19 protein-coding genes are annotated in these 21752 nt (G+C 64.5%); 8 read left to right on the top strand and 11 right to left on the bottom strand.

From position 1 onward, the window contains the following. Window positions 1-50 precede the first annotated feature (50 nt). Window positions 51-1028, bottom strand: coding sequence for a LysR family transcriptional regulator (locus AB4Z51_RS12855; protein ID WP_441497503.1), 978 nt, complete (start codon window positions 1026-1028; stop codon window positions 51-53). Window positions 1029-1256: 228 nt separating this feature from the next. Here AB4Z51_RS12855 and AB4Z51_RS12850 point away from each other — a divergent pair, with 228 nt between their 5' ends. The 6 genes from AB4Z51_RS12850 (at window position 1257) to AB4Z51_RS12825 (ending at window position 8845) form a co-directional block, all read left to right on the top strand. Then, complete coding sequence (locus tag AB4Z51_RS12850; RefSeq protein WP_135213639.1) at window positions 1257-2465, top strand: ABC transporter substrate-binding protein; 1209 nt, start codon at window positions 1257-1259, stop codon at window positions 2463-2465. Next, window positions 2462-3211 (top strand): nitroreductase, encoded by a 750-nt coding sequence (locus AB4Z51_RS12845; protein ID WP_244623031.1) that lies wholly within the window; start codon window positions 2462-2464, stop codon window positions 3209-3211. The genes AB4Z51_RS12850 and AB4Z51_RS12845 overlap by 4 nt, the downstream gene beginning before the upstream one ends. Continuing rightward, window positions 3190-3729 (top strand): 4-hydroxylaminobenzoate lyase, encoded by a 540-nt coding sequence (locus AB4Z51_RS12840; protein ID WP_135213641.1) that lies wholly within the window; start codon window positions 3190-3192, stop codon window positions 3727-3729. Before AB4Z51_RS12845 ends, AB4Z51_RS12840 begins: the two co-directional genes overlap by 22 nt. Before the next feature lie 503 nt (window positions 3730-4232). After that, a complete protein-coding gene (locus AB4Z51_RS12835) occupies window positions 4233-5252 on the top strand; it encodes a TRAP transporter substrate-binding protein (protein WP_354123803.1) in 1020 nt (339 codons plus the stop codon). A gap of 30 nt (window positions 5253-5282) precedes the next feature. After that, window positions 5283-7172, top strand: a complete 1890-nt coding sequence (locus AB4Z51_RS12830; protein WP_441497502.1) for a TRAP transporter large permease — start codon at window positions 5283-5285, stop codon at window positions 7170-7172. 23 nt (window positions 7173-7195) lie between these two features. Further along, on the top strand, window positions 7196-8845 hold the full coding sequence (locus tag AB4Z51_RS12825; RefSeq protein ID WP_283016466.1) for an acyl-CoA synthetase: 1650 nt from the start codon (window positions 7196-7198) through the stop codon (window positions 8843-8845). Window positions 8846-8860: 15 nt separating this feature from the next. Here AB4Z51_RS12825 and AB4Z51_RS12820 read toward each other — a convergent pair whose 3' ends face one another. From AB4Z51_RS12820 to AB4Z51_RS12795, 6 genes are all read right to left on the bottom strand, one after another. Further along, the gene (locus AB4Z51_RS12820; RefSeq protein WP_283016467.1) at window positions 8861-9658 is read right to left on the bottom strand and encodes an MBL fold metallo-hydrolase; all 798 of its coding nucleotides are present in this window, start codon (window positions 9656-9658) and stop codon (window positions 8861-8863) included. 13 nt (window positions 9659-9671) lie between these two features. Further along, a complete protein-coding gene (locus AB4Z51_RS12815; protein ID WP_283016468.1) occupies window positions 9672-10448 on the bottom strand; it encodes a TatD family hydrolase in 777 nt (258 codons plus the stop codon). A 12-nt stretch (window positions 10449-10460) separates the two neighbouring features. After that, window positions 10461-12470, bottom strand: a complete 2010-nt coding sequence (gene metG / locus AB4Z51_RS12810; RefSeq protein WP_166096564.1) for a methionine--tRNA ligase — start codon at window positions 12468-12470, stop codon at window positions 10461-10463. Window positions 12471-12579: 109 nt separating this feature from the next. Then, window positions 12580-13626, bottom strand: a complete 1047-nt coding sequence (locus tag AB4Z51_RS12805) for a DNA polymerase III subunit delta' (protein WP_208071414.1) — start codon at window positions 13624-13626, stop codon at window positions 12580-12582. Then, window positions 13623-14309: a dTMP kinase gene (gene tmk, locus AB4Z51_RS12800; RefSeq protein WP_441497501.1), complete on the bottom strand. Its 687-nt coding sequence runs from the start codon at window positions 14307-14309 to the stop codon at window positions 13623-13625. The genes AB4Z51_RS12805 and tmk overlap by 4 nt, the downstream gene beginning before the upstream one ends. 2 nt (window positions 14310-14311) lie before the next feature. Next, window positions 14312-15574, bottom strand: a complete 1263-nt coding sequence (locus AB4Z51_RS12795; protein ID WP_166096566.1) for a D-alanyl-D-alanine carboxypeptidase family protein — start codon at window positions 15572-15574, stop codon at window positions 14312-14314. A 152-nt stretch (window positions 15575-15726) separates the two neighbouring features. Between AB4Z51_RS12795 and AB4Z51_RS12790 the strand changes: the two genes are divergently transcribed. Beyond that, window positions 15727-16683 carry an alpha/beta fold hydrolase gene (locus AB4Z51_RS12790; RefSeq protein ID WP_441497500.1) on the top strand — a complete coding sequence of 319 codons (957 nt, stop codon included), beginning with the start codon at window positions 15727-15729 and terminating at the stop codon, window positions 16681-16683. Here the strand turns inward: AB4Z51_RS12790 and AB4Z51_RS12785 are convergent. The 4 genes from AB4Z51_RS12785 to AB4Z51_RS12770 form a co-directional block, all read right to left on the bottom strand. After that, complete coding sequence (locus AB4Z51_RS12785; RefSeq protein ID WP_441497499.1) at window positions 16680-17207, bottom strand: GNAT family N-acetyltransferase; 528 nt, start codon at window positions 17205-17207, stop codon at window positions 16680-16682. The genes AB4Z51_RS12790 and AB4Z51_RS12785 overlap by 4 nt on opposite strands. A gap of 10 nt (window positions 17208-17217) precedes the next feature. Continuing rightward, the gene (locus tag AB4Z51_RS12780; protein WP_085401505.1) at window positions 17218-17766 is read right to left on the bottom strand and encodes a phage tail protein; all 549 of its coding nucleotides are present in this window, start codon (window positions 17764-17766) and stop codon (window positions 17218-17220) included. Between the two features lie 40 nt (window positions 17767-17806). Further along, entirely contained in the window at window positions 17807-18334 is a 528-nt protein-coding gene (locus AB4Z51_RS12775) for a phage tail protein (protein ID WP_166096568.1), read from the bottom strand. 110 nt (window positions 18335-18444) lie between these two features. Further along, a complete protein-coding gene (locus tag AB4Z51_RS12770) occupies window positions 18445-18990 on the bottom strand; it encodes a phage tail protein (RefSeq protein WP_166096569.1) in 546 nt (181 codons plus the stop codon). A 584-nt stretch (window positions 18991-19574) separates the two neighbouring features. On the opposite strand from AB4Z51_RS12770, the gene AB4Z51_RS12765 reads away from it, so the two are divergent. Then, on the top strand, window positions 19575-21752 hold a 2178-nt coding region (locus AB4Z51_RS12765), incomplete at its 3' end, for a beta strand repeat-containing protein (RefSeq protein WP_441497498.1).

Here is a 21752-nt window from a genome sequence, read left to right as displayed (position 1 = left end):
CAACCGAACGCCCCGATGGAAAATGGAACCACGACTGAGACCGTCTCCAGCTAGCGTCCACGCCTGAGGTCCGCGGTCGCACGCCTGAGGATATCGTGAAGCCAGTCATGCGATGGCTCGCCCTCGATACGTTCGTGCCACAGCAGCCGGACCTCGACCGGGGTTGTGGCGTAAGGCAGCTCGTACGTCGTGATGGCGTGCGCCTGTTCGAACGCCCGCGCCAATGGGCGCGGAACGATGGCCGCCAATTCGGAGTCCGCGAGCAGGGCGGGCAGCGCCAGGAAATGCGGCAGTGAAACCGCTATGCGCGGCGGCCGGTCGCTTTCGGACAATGCCCGTTCGAGTGCCGCACGGTCATACATTTCCGATCGCCTGGCGAGGCCGCGCTCGGAGATGAAGCCCCCGATCGCGCCCTCCTGCTCGCCGCCGAAGGAGACGACGACCAGCGGCATGCGCGCCAGGGCCGCGTTGTCGATCCGGCCGAGCTTGCGCTTTCCGCCGAGGATCAGCACGTCGTCATATTCGAACAACAGCGAGGTCCGGAAGCGGCTCGGCGGATCCGAGAAGACGCCGATCGCAACGTCGATGCGACCAAGGTCGATCTGCTCGGCAAGGTCGATCCGTGTCACCGGCTTGATGATCAGGTCGATCGCCGGCGCCTCAAGCCCAAGGATCTTCAGGAGCGGTGAGGCCAGCACCATCGTGGTGAAGTCGTTGGCGGCGAGGGTGAATTGCCTGGTGGAGGCCGCCGGAACGAAGCGCGGCTGCTCGACCGCCGCCTCGAGAGATCGCAGCGCTTCGCGAACCTGTGGCGCCATCGTCAATGCGCGCGCGGTCGGCTGCATGCCGGTCGCCGTGCGCACGAACAAATCGTCTTCCAGCATCTCGCGGAGCCGGGCGAGCGAATGGCTCACGGCGGATTGACTGAGCGCGACCCTCTGGCTTGCCCGCAGCACGCTGCGCTCCTCCATCACAGCGTCGAAGACCTTGAGCAGGTTCAGGTCCAGGGTCTTGAAGGAAACAGCCACGTGCAGGACACCGTCGCAGGCGGATCGCGCGCCCGTTGCGTACTTGCGATCGATTCCAGTTAAGGCCAACCACGCAGCCGACGCAACCGAGCAGGGCGCCCGGACTGCGACGCCCGGGCGTTCGCGTCACCAATCTGAAGGCGGTTCAGGATCACTCTGCAAGAGTTTCACTTCCGCAATTGCGCGATCCCGTCATGATCGCGGCGCCGGATTTGGAGGAGATGGGCAATGAAATCCTGCGGGATGTCGATCGGAATTCTCGGAGTCGCACTGGCGCTATCGACGGCGCCGGCCATTGCGCAGGATGGTCCGGTCAAGCTCGGCGTCCTCACCGACATGTCCTCGCTCTACGCCGACAATGGCGGCCAGGGCTCGGTGGTCGCGGCGCAAATGGCGGTCGACGATTTCGGTGGTCAGGTGCTGGGGCGCAGCATCCAGATCGTCACGGGAGACCACCAGAACAAGGCCGATGTGGGAGCGACCATCGCCCGGCGCTGGATTGAAAACGAAAACGTCGAGGTCGTCCTCGACGTACCGAATTCCGCGGTCGCGCTGGCGGTGCAGGGCATCACACGGGACAAGAAGAAACTGTTCCTCGCCACCGGCGCCGCCACGTCGCGCCTGACTGGCGACGAATGCTCGCCGACCGGAATTCACTGGACCTACGACACCTATGCACTGTCGCAGGGAACAACGCGGGCGATGTCGCGTCTCGGCGCAAACTCCTGGTACTTCATTTCGGTCGACTATTCCCTCGGCGCGCAACTCGAGGCCGACAGCCGCAAGGTCATCGATGCCATGGGCGGCAAGGTGATCGGCGCGGTGAAACATCCGCTCAATACGCCGGATTTTTCGTCCTTTCTGCTCCAGGCACAGTCCTCGAAGGCGGACGTGATCGCGCTCGCCGACACCGGCGGCGACTTCATCAACGTCGTCAAACAGGCCGGCGAATTCGGCATCACGCAGCGGCAGAAGCTGGTCGGGCTGCTCGTCTTCATTGCCGACATTCACAGTCTCGGGCTCCAGAGCGCCCAGGGCCTGATGCTGAGCTCGGCGTTCTACTGGGACCTGAACGAAGACACGCGGGCGTGGTCGAAGCGCTTCATCGCCAAAACCCAGAAGGTCCCGACCATGATCCACGCCGGCACCTATGGCGCGGTGATGCACTACCTTAGGGCGGTCCAGGCGGCCGGCACGCTGGATGGGCCGACCATAGCCGCCAGGATGCGCGCCATGCCCGTGAACGATTTCATGACGAAAAATGGCCGGATCCGCGAGGACGGCCGGCTGGTCCGCGACATGTATCTGTTTCGCGTCAAGTCGCCCGAGCAGTCCAAATACACGTTCGACTATTACGAGCTGCTGGCGACGATTCCGGGCGAGGAAGCCTTCCGGCCGATGGAGCAAGGCGGATGTCCGCTCCTGAAGCAGCCATGATCGGCGAGGGCGCAGCCGTGCAGAGCGGCATCGACGAGATCATCGCAGGCCGATTTGCATGCCGCGACTTCTCAAGCGCGCCGGTCGGGCGAGGGACCATCGAGCAAATTCTGCGCGTGGCGCGGTTTGCGCCAAGCGGCGCCAATATCCAGCCCTGGCACGTCTACGTGCTGGCCGGCGATGCCAAAGACAGGGTCTCGGTGGCGCTGCGCGAGGCGCACGAAACCGCCCGCGACGCGCATATGTCGGAATACAGATACTACGCCAGTGACCTGCCCGAACCCTACCTGCAACGACGACAGGAGTTCGGCCGGTTGTTCTACGGTTCGCTCGGCATTGCCCAGGCCGATATCAAAGCCAGGAGCGGCCAGACCGCCAAGAACTATGCGTTTTTCGGCGCGCCCGTCGGGCTGATCGTCACGATCGACCGGCGCCTGGAGGTCGGCAGCTGGCTCGACCTCGGCATGTTCATCCAGAACGTGCTGCTGGCTGCGGCAGGCCATGGGCTCCAGTCATGTCCGCAGGAGACGTTCTCGAAATACCACCGGATCCTGCGTCCGCTGCTGTCGATCCCGGCGGAGCAAATGGTCGTGTGCGGCATTTCGATCGGCCGTGCCAGGGACCAAATCGCGGGCAGGCTGATGCCGCGCGCGGACATCGCGGACTTCGCCTCGTTCGCGGGCTTTGAAGAACAAAGTGCAACCCAAATGGAAAGGACAACGCCATGGCAAGCCGAGACGACCTGATTGCGCGCAGCATTCCGTTTCTCCGCGAGGTCAAGGACATGACGCCCGGCGCGGAGATGGAGCGGTGGCTCAACCAAACCTACGGCGAGGGCAGCCAGCTCTACCAGGACCTGGCGCGGCTGATTAAGCGCGGCGTCGAGGAAGGCTGGGCGGCCAACCAGGAGGTCGACGGTCCGAACTACCGGCGCAGCCGCATCCTGGAGCCGACGCCCGAGACATTCCAGTTCAGCATCACGGCCGTCTACATGAACAGCACCGATCCGCGCCGCTTCAAGGACGAGGACGACCACGACGTGCTCCGCGGGCAATATCACGGTCACCCATACGGGGAACTGAACCTGGTCGTGCCGATGGACAAGGGCGCCGAGCTCAAGGGGCTGCAGGGCTGGCAAGGGCCCGGCTGGACCGCGCCCGATCCCGGCAGCCGGCACTATCCTGAGGTGCGCGGCGGCGCCGTCATCGCTCTGTTCTATCTGCCCGCCGGACGCATCTCCTACGACTTCGCCGCGCCGTCCTGACTGCCGGCCGGACCATCTCGGGTGACGCCGTGCGCGAGCGTCACCCGTTCAGAAGAATGCACAGCTGAGTCCGCGCGCGGCGATGCGCCGCGACGCCACGGCCTGCAAGGCGGCTCACCATGAACGGTGGGGAGGGATTTCGGCGACCATGCGCAGGTGGCACCCAGCCCGGACCGCCATATCCGTAATTCGCATAAGGTATATTATGGAATATCTTTATATATAATTAGATCAGGTATTTAGGTCGAATTCCTGACACCGCGCCTTCGCTTGCCGTCCGTTTCCGCGATGCGCGGCGACTGGCCTCCCGGCTCTTGACGGCTACTGTGCATGGGGTTGTTTTTCAGATTTTGAATCCGGCCCATCTGCCGAAAGCCGATATTGCCGCGACGGTGTCCGGCTGCAATAAGCGAGACCTCGCGAGATCGCAGATGACCTTCAGGCCTTCCGTCCGTATAGGTTTGCATCTCAGAACAACAACAAACTTCCGAGGAAGCAGACCCATGAGCTTTTCCCGACGCACGCTTCTCAAGGCCTCCGCCGCGACCGCGGTCCTGGGCGGCCTCGGTGCGCCCCATGTGGCCCGCGCCCAGAGCGCCGAGTTCACCTACAAATACGCCAACAACCTGCCTGACACCCATCCGCTGAACGTGCGCGCCAAGGAGATGGCGGCGGCGATCAAGGCCGAGACCAACGGCAAGTTCGACCTCCAGATCTTTCCGAACAACCAGCTCGGCTCCGACACCGACATGCTGAGCCAGATCCGGTCCGGCGGCGTCGAATTCTTCACGCTGTCAGGCCTGATCCTGTCGACCCTGGTGCCGGCCGCGTCCATCAACGGCATCGGCTTCGCGTTCCCGGACTACGGCACGGTCTGGAAGGCCATGGACGGCGACCTCGGCGCCCATGTCCGCGGCGAGATCAAGAAGGCCGGCCTCGAGGTCATGGACAAGATCTGGGACAACGGCTTCCGCCAGACCACGTCGTCGAGCAAGCCGATCACCGGTCCCGACGACCTCAAGGGCTTCAAGATCCGCGTGCCGGTGTCACCGCTGTGGACCTCGATGTTCAAGGCGTTCGACGCCGCGCCCGCCTCGATCAATTTCGCCGAGGTCTATTCCGCGCTTCAGACCAAGATCGTCGAGGGCCAGGAGAACCCGCTGGCGATCATCTCGACCGCCAAGCTGTACGAGGTGCAGAAGTACTGCTCGCTGACCAACCACATGTGGGACGGATTCTGGTTCCTGGCCAACCGCCGCGCCTGGAGCGCGCTGCCAGAGGATGTGCGCACCGTCGTCGCCAAGAACATCAACGCCGCCGCCGTCAAGGAGCGTGAGGATACCGCCAAGCTCAATGCGAATCTCCAGCAGGAGCTCGCGGGCAAAGGCCTGACCTTCAACCAGCCTGCGGTGGCGCCGTTCCGTGACAAGCTGCGCTCCGCCGGCTTCTATGCCGAGTGGAAGGGCAAGTATGGCGACCAGGCCTGGGATCTCCTGGAAAAGGCCGTCGGCAAGCTGTCGTAACGCGTCGGGGCCGCCGAGGTTCTTATCGAGATGGCTCATGTCGAGGTTCAGGCGACCGAAGTGGTGGGCGAGGTGGCTGTTCAGCCCCCTCGCCGATCCCCCGTGCTGGCCTCGCTGGAGCGCCTCCTCGGCCTCGCCGTCGAGATCCCCGCGGCAATCCTGGTCGTCGCCGAGATCGTAATCCTGTTTGCCGGCGTGGTCGCACGCTATGGCGTGCACCGGCCGCTTATCTGGTCGGATGAGCTCGCCTCGATCCTGTTCCTGTGGCTGGCGATGCTGGGCGCGGCGGTCGCATTCCGCCGCTCCGAGCACATGCGCATGACGGCGCTCGTCGCGAGCGCGCGGCCGGCGTTGCGCGCCTATCTGGACATGGTCGCGACCTGCGCGGCGCTGGCGTTCCTGGCGCTGATCGTCTGGCCATCCGCCGAATACGCCTACGAGGAAAGCTTCATCACCACGCCGGCGCTCCAGATCTCGAACATGTGGCGCGCCGCGGCGCTGCCGGCCGGCATCTGCCTGATGGCGGTGTTCGCGCTGCTGCGGCTGCTGCGCGCCGCCGATTACCGCATGGTGCTGACGGCGGTGATATCGGTTGCCGTCATCGTCGGTCTGTTCTGGTTGGCGCAGCCTTATCTGCGGCCGCTCGGCAACCTCAACCTCGTCATCTTCTTCGTCGGCGTCGCCGGCTTCTGCGTCTTTGCCGGCGTTCCCATTGCGTTCGGGTTTGGCCTCGCGATCTACGGCTATCTGGCGCTGACCACGCGGACGCCGGTGATGGTGCTGGTCGGGCGGATGGACGAGGGCATGAGCCACCTCATCCTGCTCTCGGTGCCGCTGTTCGTGTTCCTGGGGCTTCTGATCGAGATGACCGGCATGGCGCGGGCCATGGTCGCGTTCCTGGCGAGCCTGCTCGGCCATGTCCGCGGCGGCCTGCATTACGTGCTGGTCGGCGCGATGTATCTCGTCTCCGGCATCTCCGGCGCCAAGGCCGCCGACATGGCGGCGGTGGCGCCCGTGCTGTTCCCGGAAATGAAGCAGCGCGGCGCCAAGCCCGGCGACCTCGTGGCGCTTCTTGCGGCTACGGGTGCCCAAACCGAGACCATTCCGCCGAGCCTCGTGCTGATCAYGATCGGCTCGGTCACGGGCGTATCGATCGCCGCCCTCTTCACCGGCGGCCTGCTGCCCGGCGTCGTGCTCGCCATCACCCTCTGCATGCTGGTGTGGTGGCGCTATCGCCACGAGGACATGAGCCATGTGCGCCGCGCCACGGGTGGCGAGATCGGCAAGACCTTCGTCATCGCCCTGCCCGCGCTCGCGCTTCCCTTCGTGATCCGCTACGCCGTGGTCGAGGGCATTGCGACCGCGACCGAAGTCTCCACCATCGGCATCGTCTACGGCGCCCTGGTCGGCCTCCTCGTCTACCGCCGCTTCGACTGGCGGCGGCTGTTTCCCATGCTGGTCGAGACCGCGGCGCTGTCGGGCGCGATCCTGCTGATCATCGGCACGGCGACCGGCATGGCCTGGGGGCTCACCCAATCCGGCTTCTCGCGCTCGCTGGCTTCAGCCATGACCGGATTGCCCGGGGGGCCTGCGACCTTCATCGCCGTGTCGATCCTGGCCTTCACCATCCTCGGCAGCGTGCTTGAGGGCATTCCGGCAATCGTGCTGTTCGGGCCGCTGCTGTTTCCGATCGCCCGTGCCGTCGGCGTGCACGAGGTGCACTACGCCATGGTGATCATTCTCGCCATGGGTATCGGGCTATTCGCCCCGCCCTTCGGCGTCGGCTATTATGCCGCCTGCGCCATCGGACGCGTCGATCCGGCCGAAGGCATCAGGCCGATCTGGGGCTATCTGCTGGCGCTGCTGGTGGGATTGATCATCGTCGCGATCTTCCCCTGGATCTCGATCGGATTCCTGTAGAGCGCGGCGTCAAGGAGGGTTCGATGAGCGAGCGGCAGAACCAGTACAATATCGGCCTCGACAAGACCCCCGCCAATTACGTCCCCCTGAGCCCGCTGAGCTTCCTCGCGCGCAGCGCCGCCGTCTATCCCAACCACGTCAGCACTGTCTATGAGGGCCGCAGCTTCACGTGGCGCGAGACGCATGAGCGCTGCAAACGCTTTGCGTCCTGGCTCGGCGGCAAGGGCATCGGCGTCGGCGATACCGTCGCGGCGATGCTGCCGAACATTCCGGCGATGAACGAGGTGCACTTCGCCGTCCCCATGACCGGCGCCGTTCTCAATGCGCTCAACATTCGTCTCGATGCGCCTTCGATCGCGTTTCAGCTCGATCATGGCGGCGCCAAGATCATCCTGGTCGATCCGGAGTTTTCGACTGTCATCACCGACGCGCTCGCGCAGATGAAGGGCCCGAAGCCGTTCGTCGTCGACGTCGACGACGCCGCTTTCAAGGGCGGCAAGCGCATTGGCGAGATCGAGTACGAGGCGGCGGTTGCGCAAGGCGACCCGGACTTCGCGGCGATCCCGCCCAAGGACGAATGGGACGCCATCGCGCTGAGCTATACTTCGGGCACCACGGGCAATCCCAAGGGCGTCGTCACCCATCATCGCGGCGCGTATCTCAACGCCGTCAGCAACATCCTCGCCGGCCAGCTCGGCCAGCATCCGGTCTATCTCTGGACGCTGCCGATGTTCCACTGCAACGGCTGGTGCTTCCCCTGGACCATCGCTGCGGCCGCCGGCATCAATGTCTGCCTGCGCAAGGTCGAGCCGACAAAAATCTTCGAGCTGATCAAGCAGCACGGCGTCACCCACATGTGCGGCGCGCCGATCGTCTACAACACGCTGATCAACGCACCCGATGCGCCGAAGGGCAGTGCCGCGCGCGGCGTCGTCGGCCTGATCGCCGGCGCCGCACCGCCGGTCGCGGTGCTCGAAGGCGCAGAAAACATCGGCATCAGGCTTACGCACGTCTACGGCCTGACCGAGGTCTACGGCCCCGCCTCCGTCTGCGCCGAGCAACCCGGCTGGGACGATCTGCCCGCCGCCGAGCGCGCCAGCATGAAGCGGCGGCAGGGCGTGCCCTACCCGCTCGAGGAAGGCGTCACCGTCATCAATCCGCAGACGATGCAGGAGGTGCCCCGCGACGGCGAGACCATCGGCGAGGTCATGTTCCGCGGCAACATCGTGATGAAGGGTTACCTCAAGAACGAGAAGGCGACGAAAGAAGCCTTCGAGGGCGGCTGGTTTCACACCGGCGACCTCGGCGTGCTCGACGAGCACGGTTACGTCATCATCAAGGATCGCTCCAAGGACATCATCATTTCCGGCGGCGAGAACATTTCCTCCGTCGAGGTCGAGGACATCCTCTACAAGCATCCGGCCGTGCTGTTCGCAGCCGTCGTCGCAAAGCCCGATCCGAAATGGGGCGAGGTGCCCTGCGCCTTCGTCGAACTGAAGGACGGCGCCAGCGCGACCGAAGCCGAAATCATCGCCTTCTGCCGCACGCATATGAGCGGCTTCAAGACGCCGAAGGCCGTCGTGTTCGGACCGATCCCGAAGACGTCCACGGGCAAGATCCAGAAATTCCTGCTGCGTAACGAGATCGGCTCGTCGAAGGCGATCTCGGCCTGAACCGAGCCGGCGCGATCAGTGCGTCTCGAGCCGCATGCCGTCGTAGGCCGGCACCACGCCCGCCGGCAGCGATTGCCGGATCACCTCGTAATCGACGTCGGCCGTCATGTTGGTGATGACGGCGCGCTTGGGCTTGAAGCGCTCGATCCAGGACAGCGCATCGTTGATGCTGAAATGGCTGGAATGCTGGGTGTAGCGTAAGCCGTCGACGATCCAGAGATCGAGATTCTCCAGCGCGCCCCAGCTCTCGCGCGGGATGTCGTTGAGGTCGGGCGTGTAGGCGGCATTGCAGATGCGATAGCCGAGCGCGGGGATCTGGCCGTGCTGGACCAGGAAGGCGGTCATGGTCACGTCCCCGCCCTTGCCGCTGATGGTCCGGCTTTCGCCGGCCTCGATCGAATGCCGGTGCAAAATCGGCGGATAGTCGCTGCCCTCGGGCGAGATGAAGCAATAGGAGAACCGCGCCATGATGTCTTTCGCGGTCGACTGGTTGAAATAGACCGGAATGCGCTTGCGCATGTGGAGCACGACGGAGCGCAGATCGTCCATGCCGTGGGTCTGGTCGGCATGCTCGTGGGTCAGGAACACCGCGTCGATGTGGTCGACATTGGTATCGATGAGCTGCTCGCGCAGGTCGGGCGAGGTGTCGATCACGATGCGCGTGGTGCCGTGGTGTGATGTCTGCTCAACCAGCAGCGAGCAGCGGCGGCGGCGGTTCTTTGGATTGTTGGGGTCGCAGGCGCCCCAGCCGAGTGCCGGGCGCGGCACGCCGGCGGAGGAGCCGCAACCCAGGATCGTCAGCGTCAGCGTCATGCGGCTCCCAGTCCTAAGATTTCACCTTGGAGAACAGGCGGAAGAAGTTTTCGGTGGTCTGGCGTGAGATCTCATCGAGCGACACGCCGCGCGTTTCGGCTAGCACCTTGGCGACCTCGACCACATAGGCCGGCTCGTTGCGTTTGCCCCGGAACTTGCCGGGCGCAAGATAGGGCGAGTCTGTTTCAACCAGAATACGGTCAGACGGCAGTTCAGCCGCAAGCGCGCGCAGGGTCTCCGACTTCTTGAAGGTCAGGATGCCCGTGAACCCGACATAGAGCCCGAGCGACACCGCCTTCAGCGCCAGCTCGCGCCCGCCCGTGTAGCAATGCAGCACGGCGCGAAACGATCCCTTGGCCGCTTCCTCCTCCAGGATGCGGCCGCAATCCTCGTCCGCCTCGCGGGTGTGGATCACCAGCGGCAGGCCGGTCGCACGGGCCGCCGCGATGTGGGCGCGGAAGCCCCTCGCCTGCGCCTCCGGCGCGCCGTTGTCGTAGAAATAGTCGAGCCCGGCCTCGCCGAGCGCGACCACCTTGGGATGCCCGGTCAACCCGATCAGTTCGTCCGGCGAGATGCCGTCTTCCTCGTCCGCGTTGTGCGGATGGGTGCCGACCGAGCAGTAGACGTCGTCGTAGCGCTCAGCGATGGCCAGAAGCTGATTGAGCTTTCGCACCCGCGTGGAGATCGTGACCATACGGCCGATGCCGGCCGCACGTGCACGCGAGACGATCCCGTCGAGATCTTCCGCAAAGTCCGGAAAATCCAGATGGCAGTGGCTGTCGACCAGCATCGCCCGAACGCCCTAGGCCGCCGGCTCGATGTAGCGCGGGAACGCCGGTGTCGGCGCCGGTAGCGTCGAGCCGGGCGCGATCCGTTTGGCGCCCCCGAGCATCACGAAATTCCGCTCGCCCGCGGGAATGCCGAGGCTGTCGAGCAGCAAGCCCGAGGCAGTCGGCATCGCCGGCTGGGCCAGGATCGCGATCTGGCGCACGACTTCGGCGGTGACATAGAGCACCGTCTTCTGCCTGACAGGATCGGTCTTGGCGAGCGCCCACGGCGCCTCGCCCGCGAAATAGCGGTTGGCCTCCGCGACCACGGCCCACACGGCGTTGAGCCAGTGATGGATCTGCTGCGTCGCCATCGCTTCGCGCGATGCGGCGATCATGCCGTCCGCCATCGCCAGAATCGCCTTGTCGTTGTCGCTGAACTCGCCCGGCTCCGGCAGCACGCCGCCGAGCTGCTTGGCGATCATCGACAGCGAGCGCTGCGCGAGGTTGCCGAGATCGTTGGCGAGATCGGCATTGATGCGCGCGACGATGGCTTCGTGGTTGTAGTTGCCGTCCTGGCCATACGAGACCTCGCGCAGAAAGAAATAGCGCATCTGGTCGACGCCATACTGGTCGGCAAGATTGAAGGGGTCGACGACATTGCCGACCGACTTCGACATCTTCTCGCCCCTGTTGAACAGGAAGCCATGGGCATAGACCCTCTTCGGCAGCGAAATGCCGGCCGACATCAGGAATGCGGGCCAGTAGACCGCGTGGAAGCGGATGATGTCCTTGCCGATGATGTGCACGTCGGCCGGCCAGTAGCGCCAGTTCTTGTCGCTCTCGTCGGGGAATCCGACGCCGGTGATGTAATTGGTCAGCGCGTCGACCCAGACATACATCACGTGCTCTTCGTCGCTGGGCACTTTCACGCCCCAATCGAAGGTCGTGCGCGAGATCGAGAGATCGCGCAAGCCGCCGCGTACGAAGCTCACCACCTCGTTCTTGCGCGAGTCCGGGCCAATGAATTCAGGATGATCTTCGTAGAGCTTCAGAAGCTTGTCCTGATAGGCCGACAGGCGGAAGAAATAGCTCTTCTCCTCGACCCATTCGACTGGCGTGCCTTGCGGTCCGAGGCGCACGCCGTCGTCGTTCAGGCGCGTCTCGTCCTCGGCGTAATACGCCTCGTCGCGCACCGAGTACCAGCCGGCATAGCTGTCGGCGTAGATGTCGCCGTTCGCTTCCATGCGCCGCCAGATCTCCTGGCTGGAGCGATGGTGCTGCTCTTCGGTGGTGCGGATGAAGCGGTCGAACGACACGTTCAGACGCTCGTCCATCTCCTTGAAGCGACCAGCATTGCGGGTCGCGAGCGCGGACGGGGTCAGGCCTTCGTTCTGCGCGGTTTGGACCATCTTCTGACCGTGCTCGTCGGTGCCGGTCAGGAAGAACACGTCCTTGCCGTCGAGCCGCGCAAAGCGCGCCAGCACGTCGGCCGAGATCGCCTCATAGGCGTGGCCGATATGCGGGCTGCCGTTGGGATAGGCGATGGCGGTCGAGATGTAGAAGACGTTGTCGCGCGCGGGAGCGGCAACAGGAGTTGCGGCTTGCGGAGCTGCGACGGGCCTCAGTGCGGGCGGCGCCTCAGGCTTCGACACTTTGGGCTTCGACACCTTGGGCTTCACAACCTTCGGCGGCGTGGCGACGGGAGCCGGTGCGACGGTCACGGCAGGCGCAGTCACTTTCGTTTTCTTGGCGGCCCTCTTCGCGGGAGCCTTGCTCTTCGCCGGAGACTTGGCTGCCTTTTTGGCCGCTTTCTTCACCGCCTTCTTGGCGACGGCCTGCTTCTTCGCGGCCTTCTTGCCGACCTTCTTTGTCGTCTTCGCAGCGCTCTTCTTCACGCCCTTCTTGGCGGCAGCCTTCCTGGTCTTCTTGACCTTCTTGGCAGCTTTGCGCGCGAGCGCCTTCACGGCCTTCTTCGCGGCCTTGTTGGCAGCCTTCTTCTTGCTGCTCTTGCCTCTAGCGGTTTTCTTAGCTCGCGTGGCCACGACGAATTCCTTTACCGGCTTCTCGAAATTTGGAAACGAACCTGCGTTAGGTCATTATTTGGAGCATGATCCTGTCGGAAAACCGCTGCACACTTTTCCGGATCATGCTCTAGCGCGTTGCGTCCGCCAGCCAGCCGAACACCGAGAAAACCAAGGGCTTTCGCTCCAGATTGTAGGTTTCAGTGTCGCGCGCGGCGCGGACGATCTTTTCCCATACCTCAGCTAGGCGCGCAAGGCGCGGCAGATTCTGGTTGGCATTGGCCTCGTCGGAGTGCAGGCGCTCCGCAATCCAGCGATCGATGCCGTCGATGAAGGCCGCCAGCGCGACTCGATCGCTGGTGCCGAGCGAATCGCCGAGCGTGTGCAATTCGCGCGGATCGACCTGTGGCAGGCGCGCGAGCAGCGCCGCCGTGCGCTGCTGCAGCTTCAGGGCATCGCCGCCGAGCAGCGTCAGCGCCCGCGCGACGCTGCCCTCGGAGGCCTCCGCGGCCTCGTGTAGCGCCGGATCGTTCGGATCGAGGTCAGCCGCCGAAGCTGCGGCGCCGATCACATCATCCGTGCCGAGCGGGCGCAGGCGCAGCTTGCGGCAGCGCGACTGGATCGTGGCGAGCACACGCGCCGGCGCGTGGCTGACCAGGAGGAACAGTGACTGCTGCGGCGGTTCCTCGAGGATTTTCAGCAGTGCGTTGGCGGCATTCGGATTGAGCTCGTCGACGGTGTCGACGATGCAGACGCGCCAGCCTTCTGCCGCGGCAGTCGAGCCGAAAAAACCGATCGTCTCGCGCGTCTCGTCCACGGTGATCACGGTGCGCATCACGCCGCGGTCGTTGGCGGTGCGTTCCAGCGTCAACAGCCCGCCATGCGAGCTGGCCGCAACCTGCCGCGCCACGGCGTTATCAGGATCGATCGCGAGGGTCTCGGCGCGCTGCACGGACGGCGCCAGCGGCTGGCCGTTGGAAAGCACGAAGCGCGCTATGCGATAGGCCAGCGTCGCCTTCCCGATCCCCTGCGGCCCGCCGATCAACCAGGCATGCGGAATGCGCCCGCTGCGATAGGCCGCGAGCAGCGCCGTCTCGGCCTCGCGATGGCCGAACAGAAGGCTCGTCTCGCGCGGATGCGGAATGGCGGTTTCGCGTTCGGCCTGGCGCGGGCTCATAGGGAAACCACCGATGCAGGGGTTGGGAGAAGACGGTCGCGCAGCGCCGTCCAGACTCGTCCAGCAACCGTGTCGGGATCGGAATTGGCATCGATCAGGATGCAACGGCCGGGATCGTCCTCGGCGATCTTGCGATAGGCCTCGCGCAGGCCCTGGTGGAAGCTGAGCTGCTCGCCCTCGAACCTGTCAGGTGTGCCGCTACCACGACGCACGGCGGCGCGCTGCAATCCAATCTCGACCGGCAAATCGAGGATGAGGGTGAGGTCCGGCTTGAGATCGCCGATCGTGACCCGCTGCATCGCGTTGATCAGGCCCATCGGCACGCGGCCGAGGCTGCCCTGATAGGCCCGCGTCGAGTCGGCGAAGCGGTCGCACAGCACCCAGGCGCCCCGATTGAGCGCAGGCTGGATCACGGTGCGGACATGGTCATCGCGAGCAGCCGCGAACAGCAGCGTCTCGGCTTCGGGCCCGAGCAGCTTGCCCATCCCCGACAGCACCAGGTGGCGCATGATCTCGGCACCCGGCGAGCCGCCGGGCTCGCGCGTGACGAGGGTCCGCATCCTCGCCGCAGTGAGGCGGTCGGCGAGCTTCTTGATCTGGGTCGACTTGCCGGTGCCCTCGCCGCCTTCAAAGGTGATGAAGCGTCCGCGTCCGGACGGTCGCTGTGCTGCGCTCTCACTCATGATCAGAGCTTCTCGGCGCCCGCGCGGAACATGCCGATCACGAGCTCGCTGGCACCGTCGATCGCGCGGCGCATGGTCGAGCCGGTGCCGATCGCTTCGGCGGCATAGACGGGCGTCTCCACGGCGATATTGCCGCTGCGCCAGACCTTGACCACGCCGACCTTCTGGCCGGCTTCGATCGGCGCGCGCACCGGTCCGCTATAGACGATGCGCGCAATCAGCTTGTCGCTGCCGTTCTTGTGCACCATCACCTTGACGGGCGTCTTGGCGACCAGCTTGACCGAGCGGCTCTCGCCGCCAAACACTTTTGCATAGCCAACCTGCTGGTCGGCCGCGATCAAGGTGCGGGTCTCGAAATTGCGAAAGCCCCATTCCAGCATCTTCTTGGCTTCGGTGGCGCGATCCTCAGAATCTTCGAGGCCATTGACGACCACGATCARCCGCGTGCCGTTTTGCACGGCCGAGCCGACCATGCCGTAGCCGCCTTCCTTGGTGTAGCCGGTCTTCAGACCGTCAGCGCCTTCCATTGAATTGAGCAGAGGATTGCGGTTGGGCTGGCGGATCTTGTTCCAGGTGTACTCCTTCTCGCCGAATAGTTTGTAGAATTCGGGGAAGTCGAGAATGATGTGGCGCGCGAGGATGCCGAGCTCGCGCACCGTCATCTTGTTGCCGGGATCGGGCAGGCCGTTGGAATTGCCGAAAGTCGACTTCGTCATGCCGAGCTCGCGGGCACGCTTGGTCATGAAGTCGGCGGCAAAGATCTTCTCGTTGCCGGCAATGCCCTCGGCCAGYGCGATGCAGGCGTCATTGCCGCTCTGGATGATCGCGCCATGCAGGAGATCGTCGACCGAAACCTTGCTGTTGATGGCGGCGAACATGGTCGAGCCGCCCGAGGGCGCCCCGCCCTTGCGCCAGGCGTTCTCGCTGATCCGGTACTCGTCGGTCGGCTTGATGTCGCCCTTCTTGATGGCATTGAAGACCACCTCGGCCGTCATCAGCTTCATCATGCTGGAGGGCGCGCGCAGCTCGTCGGCGTTCTTCTCGAACAGCACGCTGCCGCTGGAGGCCTCGATCAGGATCGCGGTGGGGGCGTCGCCGTCGAAGCCGGAATCCTCGGCTTTCTTGGCGCCCTGGATGCTCTGGTTGGCGGCGTAGAGGGCACCGCCCCAGCCGATGCCCGCCACCAGAACCGCCGCGATCAGCCCGCGCGCCAGCGCACCGGCGGAGAACCGGGTGCGACGGAGCGGAAAAAGACGAAATGCCATGGCGAAGCCCTGAGAGCGGCGTTCTAACAGCAGGAACCGGTGCGAACAACACGGGGCTGGCCGCCGAACCCGAGATTGCACGATTCTCGGCGCGCCCCTATCGTGGCACCTGATATTTCCCGACCAAACCCCTGAAACAAGGCGGAAAAGCGATGTTGTCCACCCGCGTGATCAAGGCCAACGGGATCGACCTGTTCATCCGCGAGGCCGGCCAGGGTCCGCTGGTGGTGCTGTGCCACGGCTGGCCCGAGCTATCCTACTCCTGGCGCCACCAGATCCCGGCGCTGGCGGACGCCGGTTTCCACGTCGTCGCCCCCGACATGCGCGGCTACGGCCAGAGCGCGGCGCCGGCGGACGTTGCCGCCTACTCGATCTTCGACACGGTCGGCGACGTCGTTGGCCTCGTGCACGCGCTCGGCGAGAGCAAGGCGATGGTGGTCGGCCACGACTGGGGCGCGCCGGTCGCCTGGCATGCGGCGTTGTTCCGGCCCGACATCTTCACGGCGGTGGCGGGCCTGAGCGTGCCGCCGCCATTCCGCGGCCGCGGCAAGCCGCTCGATCTGCTGCGCCAGGGCGGCGTCACCAATTTCTACTGGCAGTATTTCCAGACACCCGGCGTCGCCGAGGCCGAGTTCGAGCGTGACATCGCCCGCACCATGCGCATCGTGCTCGGCGGGCGCGGCCTTGCCGATCCCAGCGCCGCGATGTTCGTCCAGGAGGGCAAGGGCTTTCTCGGTCACGCGCTCGCCGAGGAGCCGCTGCCCAACTGGCTCAGCGAGGCTGACCTCGCCTATTTCACCGAAAGCTTCCGCAAGTCCGGCTTCCGCGGCGGGCTGAACTGGTATCGCAACCTCGACCGCAACTGGGAGCTGACGGCGCCCTGGCAGGACGCGCAGATCCATCAGCCATCGCTCTTCATTGCCGGTTCGAAAGACGCCGTCATCACCGGCCTGATCGGCGCCAAGCGCGTCAACGAGCTCGAGCGCGTGCTGCCCAATCTGACGCGGAAGCTGATCATCGAGGGCGCCGGCCATTGGGTCCAGCAGGAGCGGCCCGACGAGGTCAACGCTGCGCTGCTGAAGTTCCTGCACGAAGTGGCTGTGCGTTAGCCGAGATCCTTTTTCATCGCGATGTGAGCGGCGCCCGCCGGCCCGGTCTCGGCAAATCCTCGCCGCAGGTAAAACCTGAGCGCGGCCGAATTGTCCGCGAGCACCGAGAGCGTCAGCGCGCCGACACCCTGCTGCCGTGCGCTCGCTTCGAGAGCGTCGAGGATCTTCGTGCCGGCGCCGCGACCGCAAWCRGCCGGCAGCAGCGCGATGTCCATGATGTGCCAGTGCTCGCTTTCGCAATGAAGCAGCAGCCGGCCGATCGCGGTCGCGTCCTGTGTGACGATCAGCGAGATCGCACCCGGAAATTGCGCGGCATAGCTGGCCGCCTGGCCGCGGAACTGTTGCGCGATGATCTGGCCGACGATCGGCCCGGACAATCCGGTCGCGGTGAATTGCCCCGTCCGCACCTCCTCGAAGAGATGCCGGATGAACGGCTCGTCATTCGGGCCTGCGGGCCGAAGCCGAAGCGCCGGATCGTCCGGGACGATGTCGAGCGGCGCGCCGTCAATCATGCCGTCGCGCACTCAAGATCGTTCAGGAGCTGCCGAAAGCCGGAAAGATTCCCGCATAGGCGATACACCAGACGATCGCCTGGGTCGGCTGCATGTTGTCGTGCGGCAGGTTCTGCCCGGTGAGTGTGACGGCGCTTGGCACCAAGGTGAGACTGCCGGGTGGCGCCGTGAAGCCGGTGAAGTTCGGGTCGATCGCAACCGTGGTCCCCGCCGCGCCGGGACCTGCCGTAGCGCCTGTCGCGCTCTTGTCGCCGAGTTGCAGGGCGTGCGTGTGCCTCGCCATGTTGTCGCCGATCAGCGTCACCGTCGAACTGCCGACGGTCTCGCCGACGACATAATTTTGCAATCCCGGGCCTTGCCCCTGACCGATCGCGACCGAACCGTTCAGGTTCGGCAAGGCGAAATTGGTCGTGCCATTGCCGCCGTAGTAGGTACCGATGAGTGCAAATAACGCACTGTAACCCTGAATTGGCAGGAGCTGGCCGCCGCACGGCAGCCAGGCGCTGTTGAAGCCGCCGACCGCAAAAGGAAACGTAAAAGCCTGGATTTCTCCGACGAACGGATCTGACATGTTGTCTTTCCTTGAGACTGAATACGGATGCGTGCGCAGCCTAACCGGACGAAGGGAAGACGCCCGCGTAGCAAATGCAGTAATTGGCAACGACGCTCGGCATCATGTTGTTGTGCCCGAGGCTGTTGCCCGAAGTGGCGACGCAGGGGGCCATCGTGGAGTACGTCCCAGCGTTCGCAATCGGTGCGTAGAGTTCACCTGCTGACGCCGTGGCAAGATGAAGGGTCGGCCCGGGCGTTACATCCGTTGCCGTCACGGTCGAGGACATCAGCGCATGACTGTGGGTCGGCATTTCGGCTTCGATCAGGGTGTGGTTCTCCTCACCCCCGGGCTGGCCCAGCGTATAGTTCGGAAGGCCTGTCCCCTGTCCCTGTCCGATCGGCACACGGCCGCGTAGATCAGGAAGGTTGAACGTGTTGACGCCATCGCCGCCATAGGTGGTGCCGATCACGGCGTAAAGCGTCTCAAACTGGGCAATCGAGACCGACTGTCCATTGCAGGCGAACCAGCCGTCCGGCACCCGCGGAAAGCCGAACAACCTGATCTCGCCGAGAAACGGATCTGCCATCGCATATGATCCTTTGGTGTGCGCCCGTTCCGATCCGATCGGCGAATGCGCGAATATGGGAAAATTGAAGTGGACGGATTACGTTTGCGAAAATGCGGCCGTGCAGCCGCTCAGCTTCGCGACGGAAAAATCCCCTGCGTCGCGATCAGATAGCTGATCGTGAGATAGGGCTGCATGTTGTTATGCTGCTGGTTGCCGCCTTCGTTCACCAGATTGGTGGCGGTGGCCAATGGCGTGTCGCCGCTCCCGGCTGCGGCAAAAATCTTCGTCGGATTGGTCGCCGGCAGTGAGTTTGTCGCGAAGACGTTGCCTGTGGGAGGGACGCTCCCGCGTCCGCCTCCTCCGACCGCTGCAGACACTTGAATGAGATGATTGTGGGCCGGGAGCTGCTGCACATTGAGGCTGGCCATATACGATCCGCCGGTCATGCCCACGGGATATTGGCCGGCGCCACTCGAGCCGAGGATCGCGCGACCGCGCAGATCCGGGAGTGCAAACGTCGTCACTCCGTTGCCGCCATAATAGGTGCCGAGCAACGAGAACAGCCCGGCATTTTGCTGGATAGCCAGCAGCGCACCGTTACACAGCGCCCAACCTCTGGGAATCACTGCGCCCGCAAAAGGCATGATTTGTCCGAGAACCGGCTGTAACGGCATGACGCCTCCCCCAAAAATCTAACGACCCGTCGCGTGATGATGCAGACCACGACGGCGGCACTTAAATTAAAGAATGAATTTATTGCGGCCCACTCGCCAAGATTGTTGAACAGCCAGCGTCGACAGTCAAGCGCAAGCGCAACCATAAATTGACGCGTCAAGCGTTTCCGTCGATTGCCATCAAAGCACGCTTTTGTTGCCACTATGCAACGGTTCGCCGGAAAGTAGTGCCCGCGACTTGGTACCGGCCGTTTGGCTGGCTCGTTCGCTTGCGTTGCGCACCGCGTCCCGTCAAATGCACGCAACGATATAGGCGAATAATTTCACAATCAGGGATTTTAGGCGGATGCTCTATCGAGAGCTGCCGCTAAGGGGGGCCAGTGAGTCACGCAATTGCGGTGGCCATTCCAGAGATAGTCGGGGAACTGGCCGTCCCGACACGCGATGGTGAAGCTACGCCTTCGCGGATATTGCGCTCTCTCTGGCGGGCGGCTCAACGCATCTGCATCGCGGCCGTCGTGATGCTCGGCGCGATGGCAGCGGYGAACGCGGCTTGCGATCAAACGACAGATTCGACGTCGGGCGTGACCATCAACTTCACGTCGGTCGGTCAGATCTATCGCCTGTGTCTGACCGTCGGCGCAGCCGCGGCCGACGACTCGGTTGTATACGGCGTCTATTCCGTCGCGGGCACAGACGCCTTTTACAATGCACCGATCGCAAATTCGAGCGGCCATTTGGGCAGCGCACTGCTCACAGCGGCCGATTATAATCCGACCACGTCAAAGGCAACTTACACATTTCATCCAACGAACCCGAACCAAAACGGTCAATCCGCGAAGGCCGGCCAGGCCGAGATCGATATCACGCTGAACAGCAAGACAGGTGGCGGACAGGACTCGATCACCCTGTATTACACGCCGGGCTGCAGCGATTTCAACGTGGGCTGCTCCGGCAGCTCGATCGCAAACACCCCTTATACGTTCACGATCAACCTACCCAGCCCCACGGTGACGTCGGTTTCACCGACGACCGGGCCGCTCGCCGGCGGCACTTCGGTGGTGATCACGGGTACCAACTTCACCGGGACGACCGGCGCGGCCGGCGTCAAGTTCGGCGCCACCAACGCGACGGGTTACACCGTCAATTCCAATACGCAGATCACGGCGACGGCGCCGGCGGGGTCCGCCGGGACCGTCGATGTCACCGTCACCAACGGCTCGACATCGCCGACGTCGGCGGCGGACCAGTTCACCTATGTCGCCGCGCCGACTGTAACCTCGATATCGCCGACATCAGGTCCAACCGGTGGCGGCACATCGGTGATCATCACCGGCACGAATTTCAGCACGACCACAGGCGCTGCCGGCGTGAAGTTCGGCGCCACCAATGCTGCGAGCTACACGGTCAATTCCAATACCCAGATTACCGCGACATCGCCCGCAGGGACTGGCACGGTCGACATCACAGTGACGACTGTGGGCGGAACGTCCGCAACCACGGCCTCCGACCAGTTCACCTATGTGGCTGCGCCCACCGTCACCTCGATCTCGCCGACGTCAGRCCCGGGTGGCGGCGGCACCACCGTGACCATCACCGGAACCAACTTCACAGGCGCGACGGCCGTGGTGTTCGGAGCAGCGGCTGCGACTGGCGTCACGGTTAATTCGGCGACCCAGATCACCGCGACGTCGCCGGCAGGAACCAGCACGATCGACATCAGGGTGACGACAGCCGGCGGCACGTCGGCAACATCGGCAGCGGACCAGTTCACCTATATTCCCTCACCGACCGTCACCTCGATCTCCCCCACTGCGGGCTCGCAGGCCGGCAGCACGGTGGTGACGATCACAGGCACAAATTTCACCGGCGTCACGGCCGTGTCATTCGGCGGGACGGCCGCGCTCGGCTTCACGTTCAATTCGGCAACATCGATCACAGCGACCTCGCCGCCCGGGACCGGCGTCGCGGACGTCAGGGTGACGACGCCGGGCGGGACGTCCGCGACCTCGGCGGCTGATCAGTTCACCTATGCCGGCCCTCCCTCGATCACGTCGATTTCGCCGACAGGCGGCCCCCTTGCCGGCGGCACGACGGTCACGATCACCGGCGCTAATCTGTCAGGTGCAACGGCGGTGACGTTCGGCGCCACGGCGGCAATCGGCTTCACCGTCAATTCGGCAACCCAGATCACCGCGACATCGCCTGCCGGGGCCGGCACCGTAGATGTCAGAGTGACCACCGTGGGCGGAACGTCGGCAATGTCCGCCGCTGACCAATTCACCTACACCGCCGCGCCGACCGTCACCTCGATCTCACCGACTACGGGTCCGCAGACAGGCGGCACGGTCGTGACGGTCACGGGCACAGGCTTCACCGGCGCCACCGCAGTGACATTCGGCGCAACCGCCGCAACGAGTATCACGGTCAATTCGTCAACATCAATCACCGCGACGTCACCCGCCGGTACCAGCACCGTTGACCTCCGCGTGACCAATCCAGGCGGCACCTCGGCCACCTCCGCCGCCGACCAGTTCACCTATGTCGCCACGCCAGCCGTCACGTCGCTTTCGCCGACGTCGGGGCCGGCGGCCGGCGGCACGGTCGTGACGGTCACGGGCACCAATTTCACCGGCGCGACAGCCGTGACGTTCGGTGCAACCGCGGCGGCGGGCTTCACCGTCAACTCCGCAACCTCGATCACCGCGACATCGCAGGCCGGCACCGGTACCGTCGACGTCAGGGTGACGACCACGGGCGGC

The organism is Bradyrhizobium sp. 2TAF36 (genome assembly GCF_052114925.1).
Taxonomy (GTDB): Bacteria; Pseudomonadota; Alphaproteobacteria; order Rhizobiales; family Xanthobacteraceae; genus Bradyrhizobium; species Bradyrhizobium barranii.
Note: the sequence above shows the minus strand (reverse complement) of the source record. Positions and strands in the feature narration are given on the sequence as shown.

Excerpts from the sequence above, each read along its gene's own strand:
- AB4Z51_RS12850 (WP_135213639.1), top strand. The coding sequence starts at position 1,257 with ATGAAATCCTGCGGGATGTCGATCGGAATTCTCGGAGTCGCACTGGCG.
- AB4Z51_RS12845 (WP_244623031.1), top strand. The coding sequence starts at position 2,462 with ATGATCGGCGAGGGCGCAGCCGTGCAGAGCGGCATCGACGAGATCATC.
- AB4Z51_RS12840 (WP_135213641.1), top strand. The coding sequence starts at position 3,190 with ATGGCAAGCCGAGACGACCTGATTGCGCGCAGCATTCCGTTTCTCCGC.
- AB4Z51_RS12835 (WP_354123803.1), top strand. The coding sequence starts at position 4,233 with ATGAGCTTTTCCCGACGCACGCTTCTCAAGGCCTCCGCCGCGACCGCG.
- AB4Z51_RS12825 (WP_283016466.1), top strand. The coding sequence starts at position 7,196 with ATGAGCGAGCGGCAGAACCAGTACAATATCGGCCTCGACAAGACCCCC.
- AB4Z51_RS12820 (WP_283016467.1), bottom strand. The coding sequence starts at position 9,658 with ATGACGCTGACGCTGACGATCCTGGGTTGCGGCTCCTCCGCCGGCGTG.
- AB4Z51_RS12815 (WP_283016468.1), bottom strand. The coding sequence starts at position 10,448 with ATGCTGGTCGACAGCCACTGCCATCTGGATTTTCCGGACTTTGCGGAA.
- AB4Z51_RS12805 (WP_208071414.1), bottom strand. The coding sequence starts at position 13,626 with ATGAGCCCGCGCCAGGCCGAACGCGAAACCGCCATTCCGCATCCGCGC.
- tmk (WP_441497501.1), bottom strand. The coding sequence starts at position 14,309 with ATGAGTGAGAGCGCAGCACAGCGACCGTCCGGACGCGGACGCTTCATC.
- AB4Z51_RS12790 (WP_441497500.1), top strand. The coding sequence starts at position 15,727 with ATGTTGTCCACCCGCGTGATCAAGGCCAACGGGATCGACCTGTTCATC.
- AB4Z51_RS12780 (WP_085401505.1), bottom strand. The coding sequence starts at position 17,766 with ATGTCAGATCCGTTCGTCGGAGAAATCCAGGCTTTTACGTTTCCTTTT.
- AB4Z51_RS12775 (WP_166096568.1), bottom strand. The coding sequence starts at position 18,334 with ATGGCAGATCCGTTTCTCGGCGAGATCAGGTTGTTCGGCTTTCCGCGG.
- AB4Z51_RS12770 (WP_166096569.1), bottom strand. The coding sequence starts at position 18,990 with ATGCCGTTACAGCCGGTTCTCGGACAAATCATGCCTTTTGCGGGCGCA.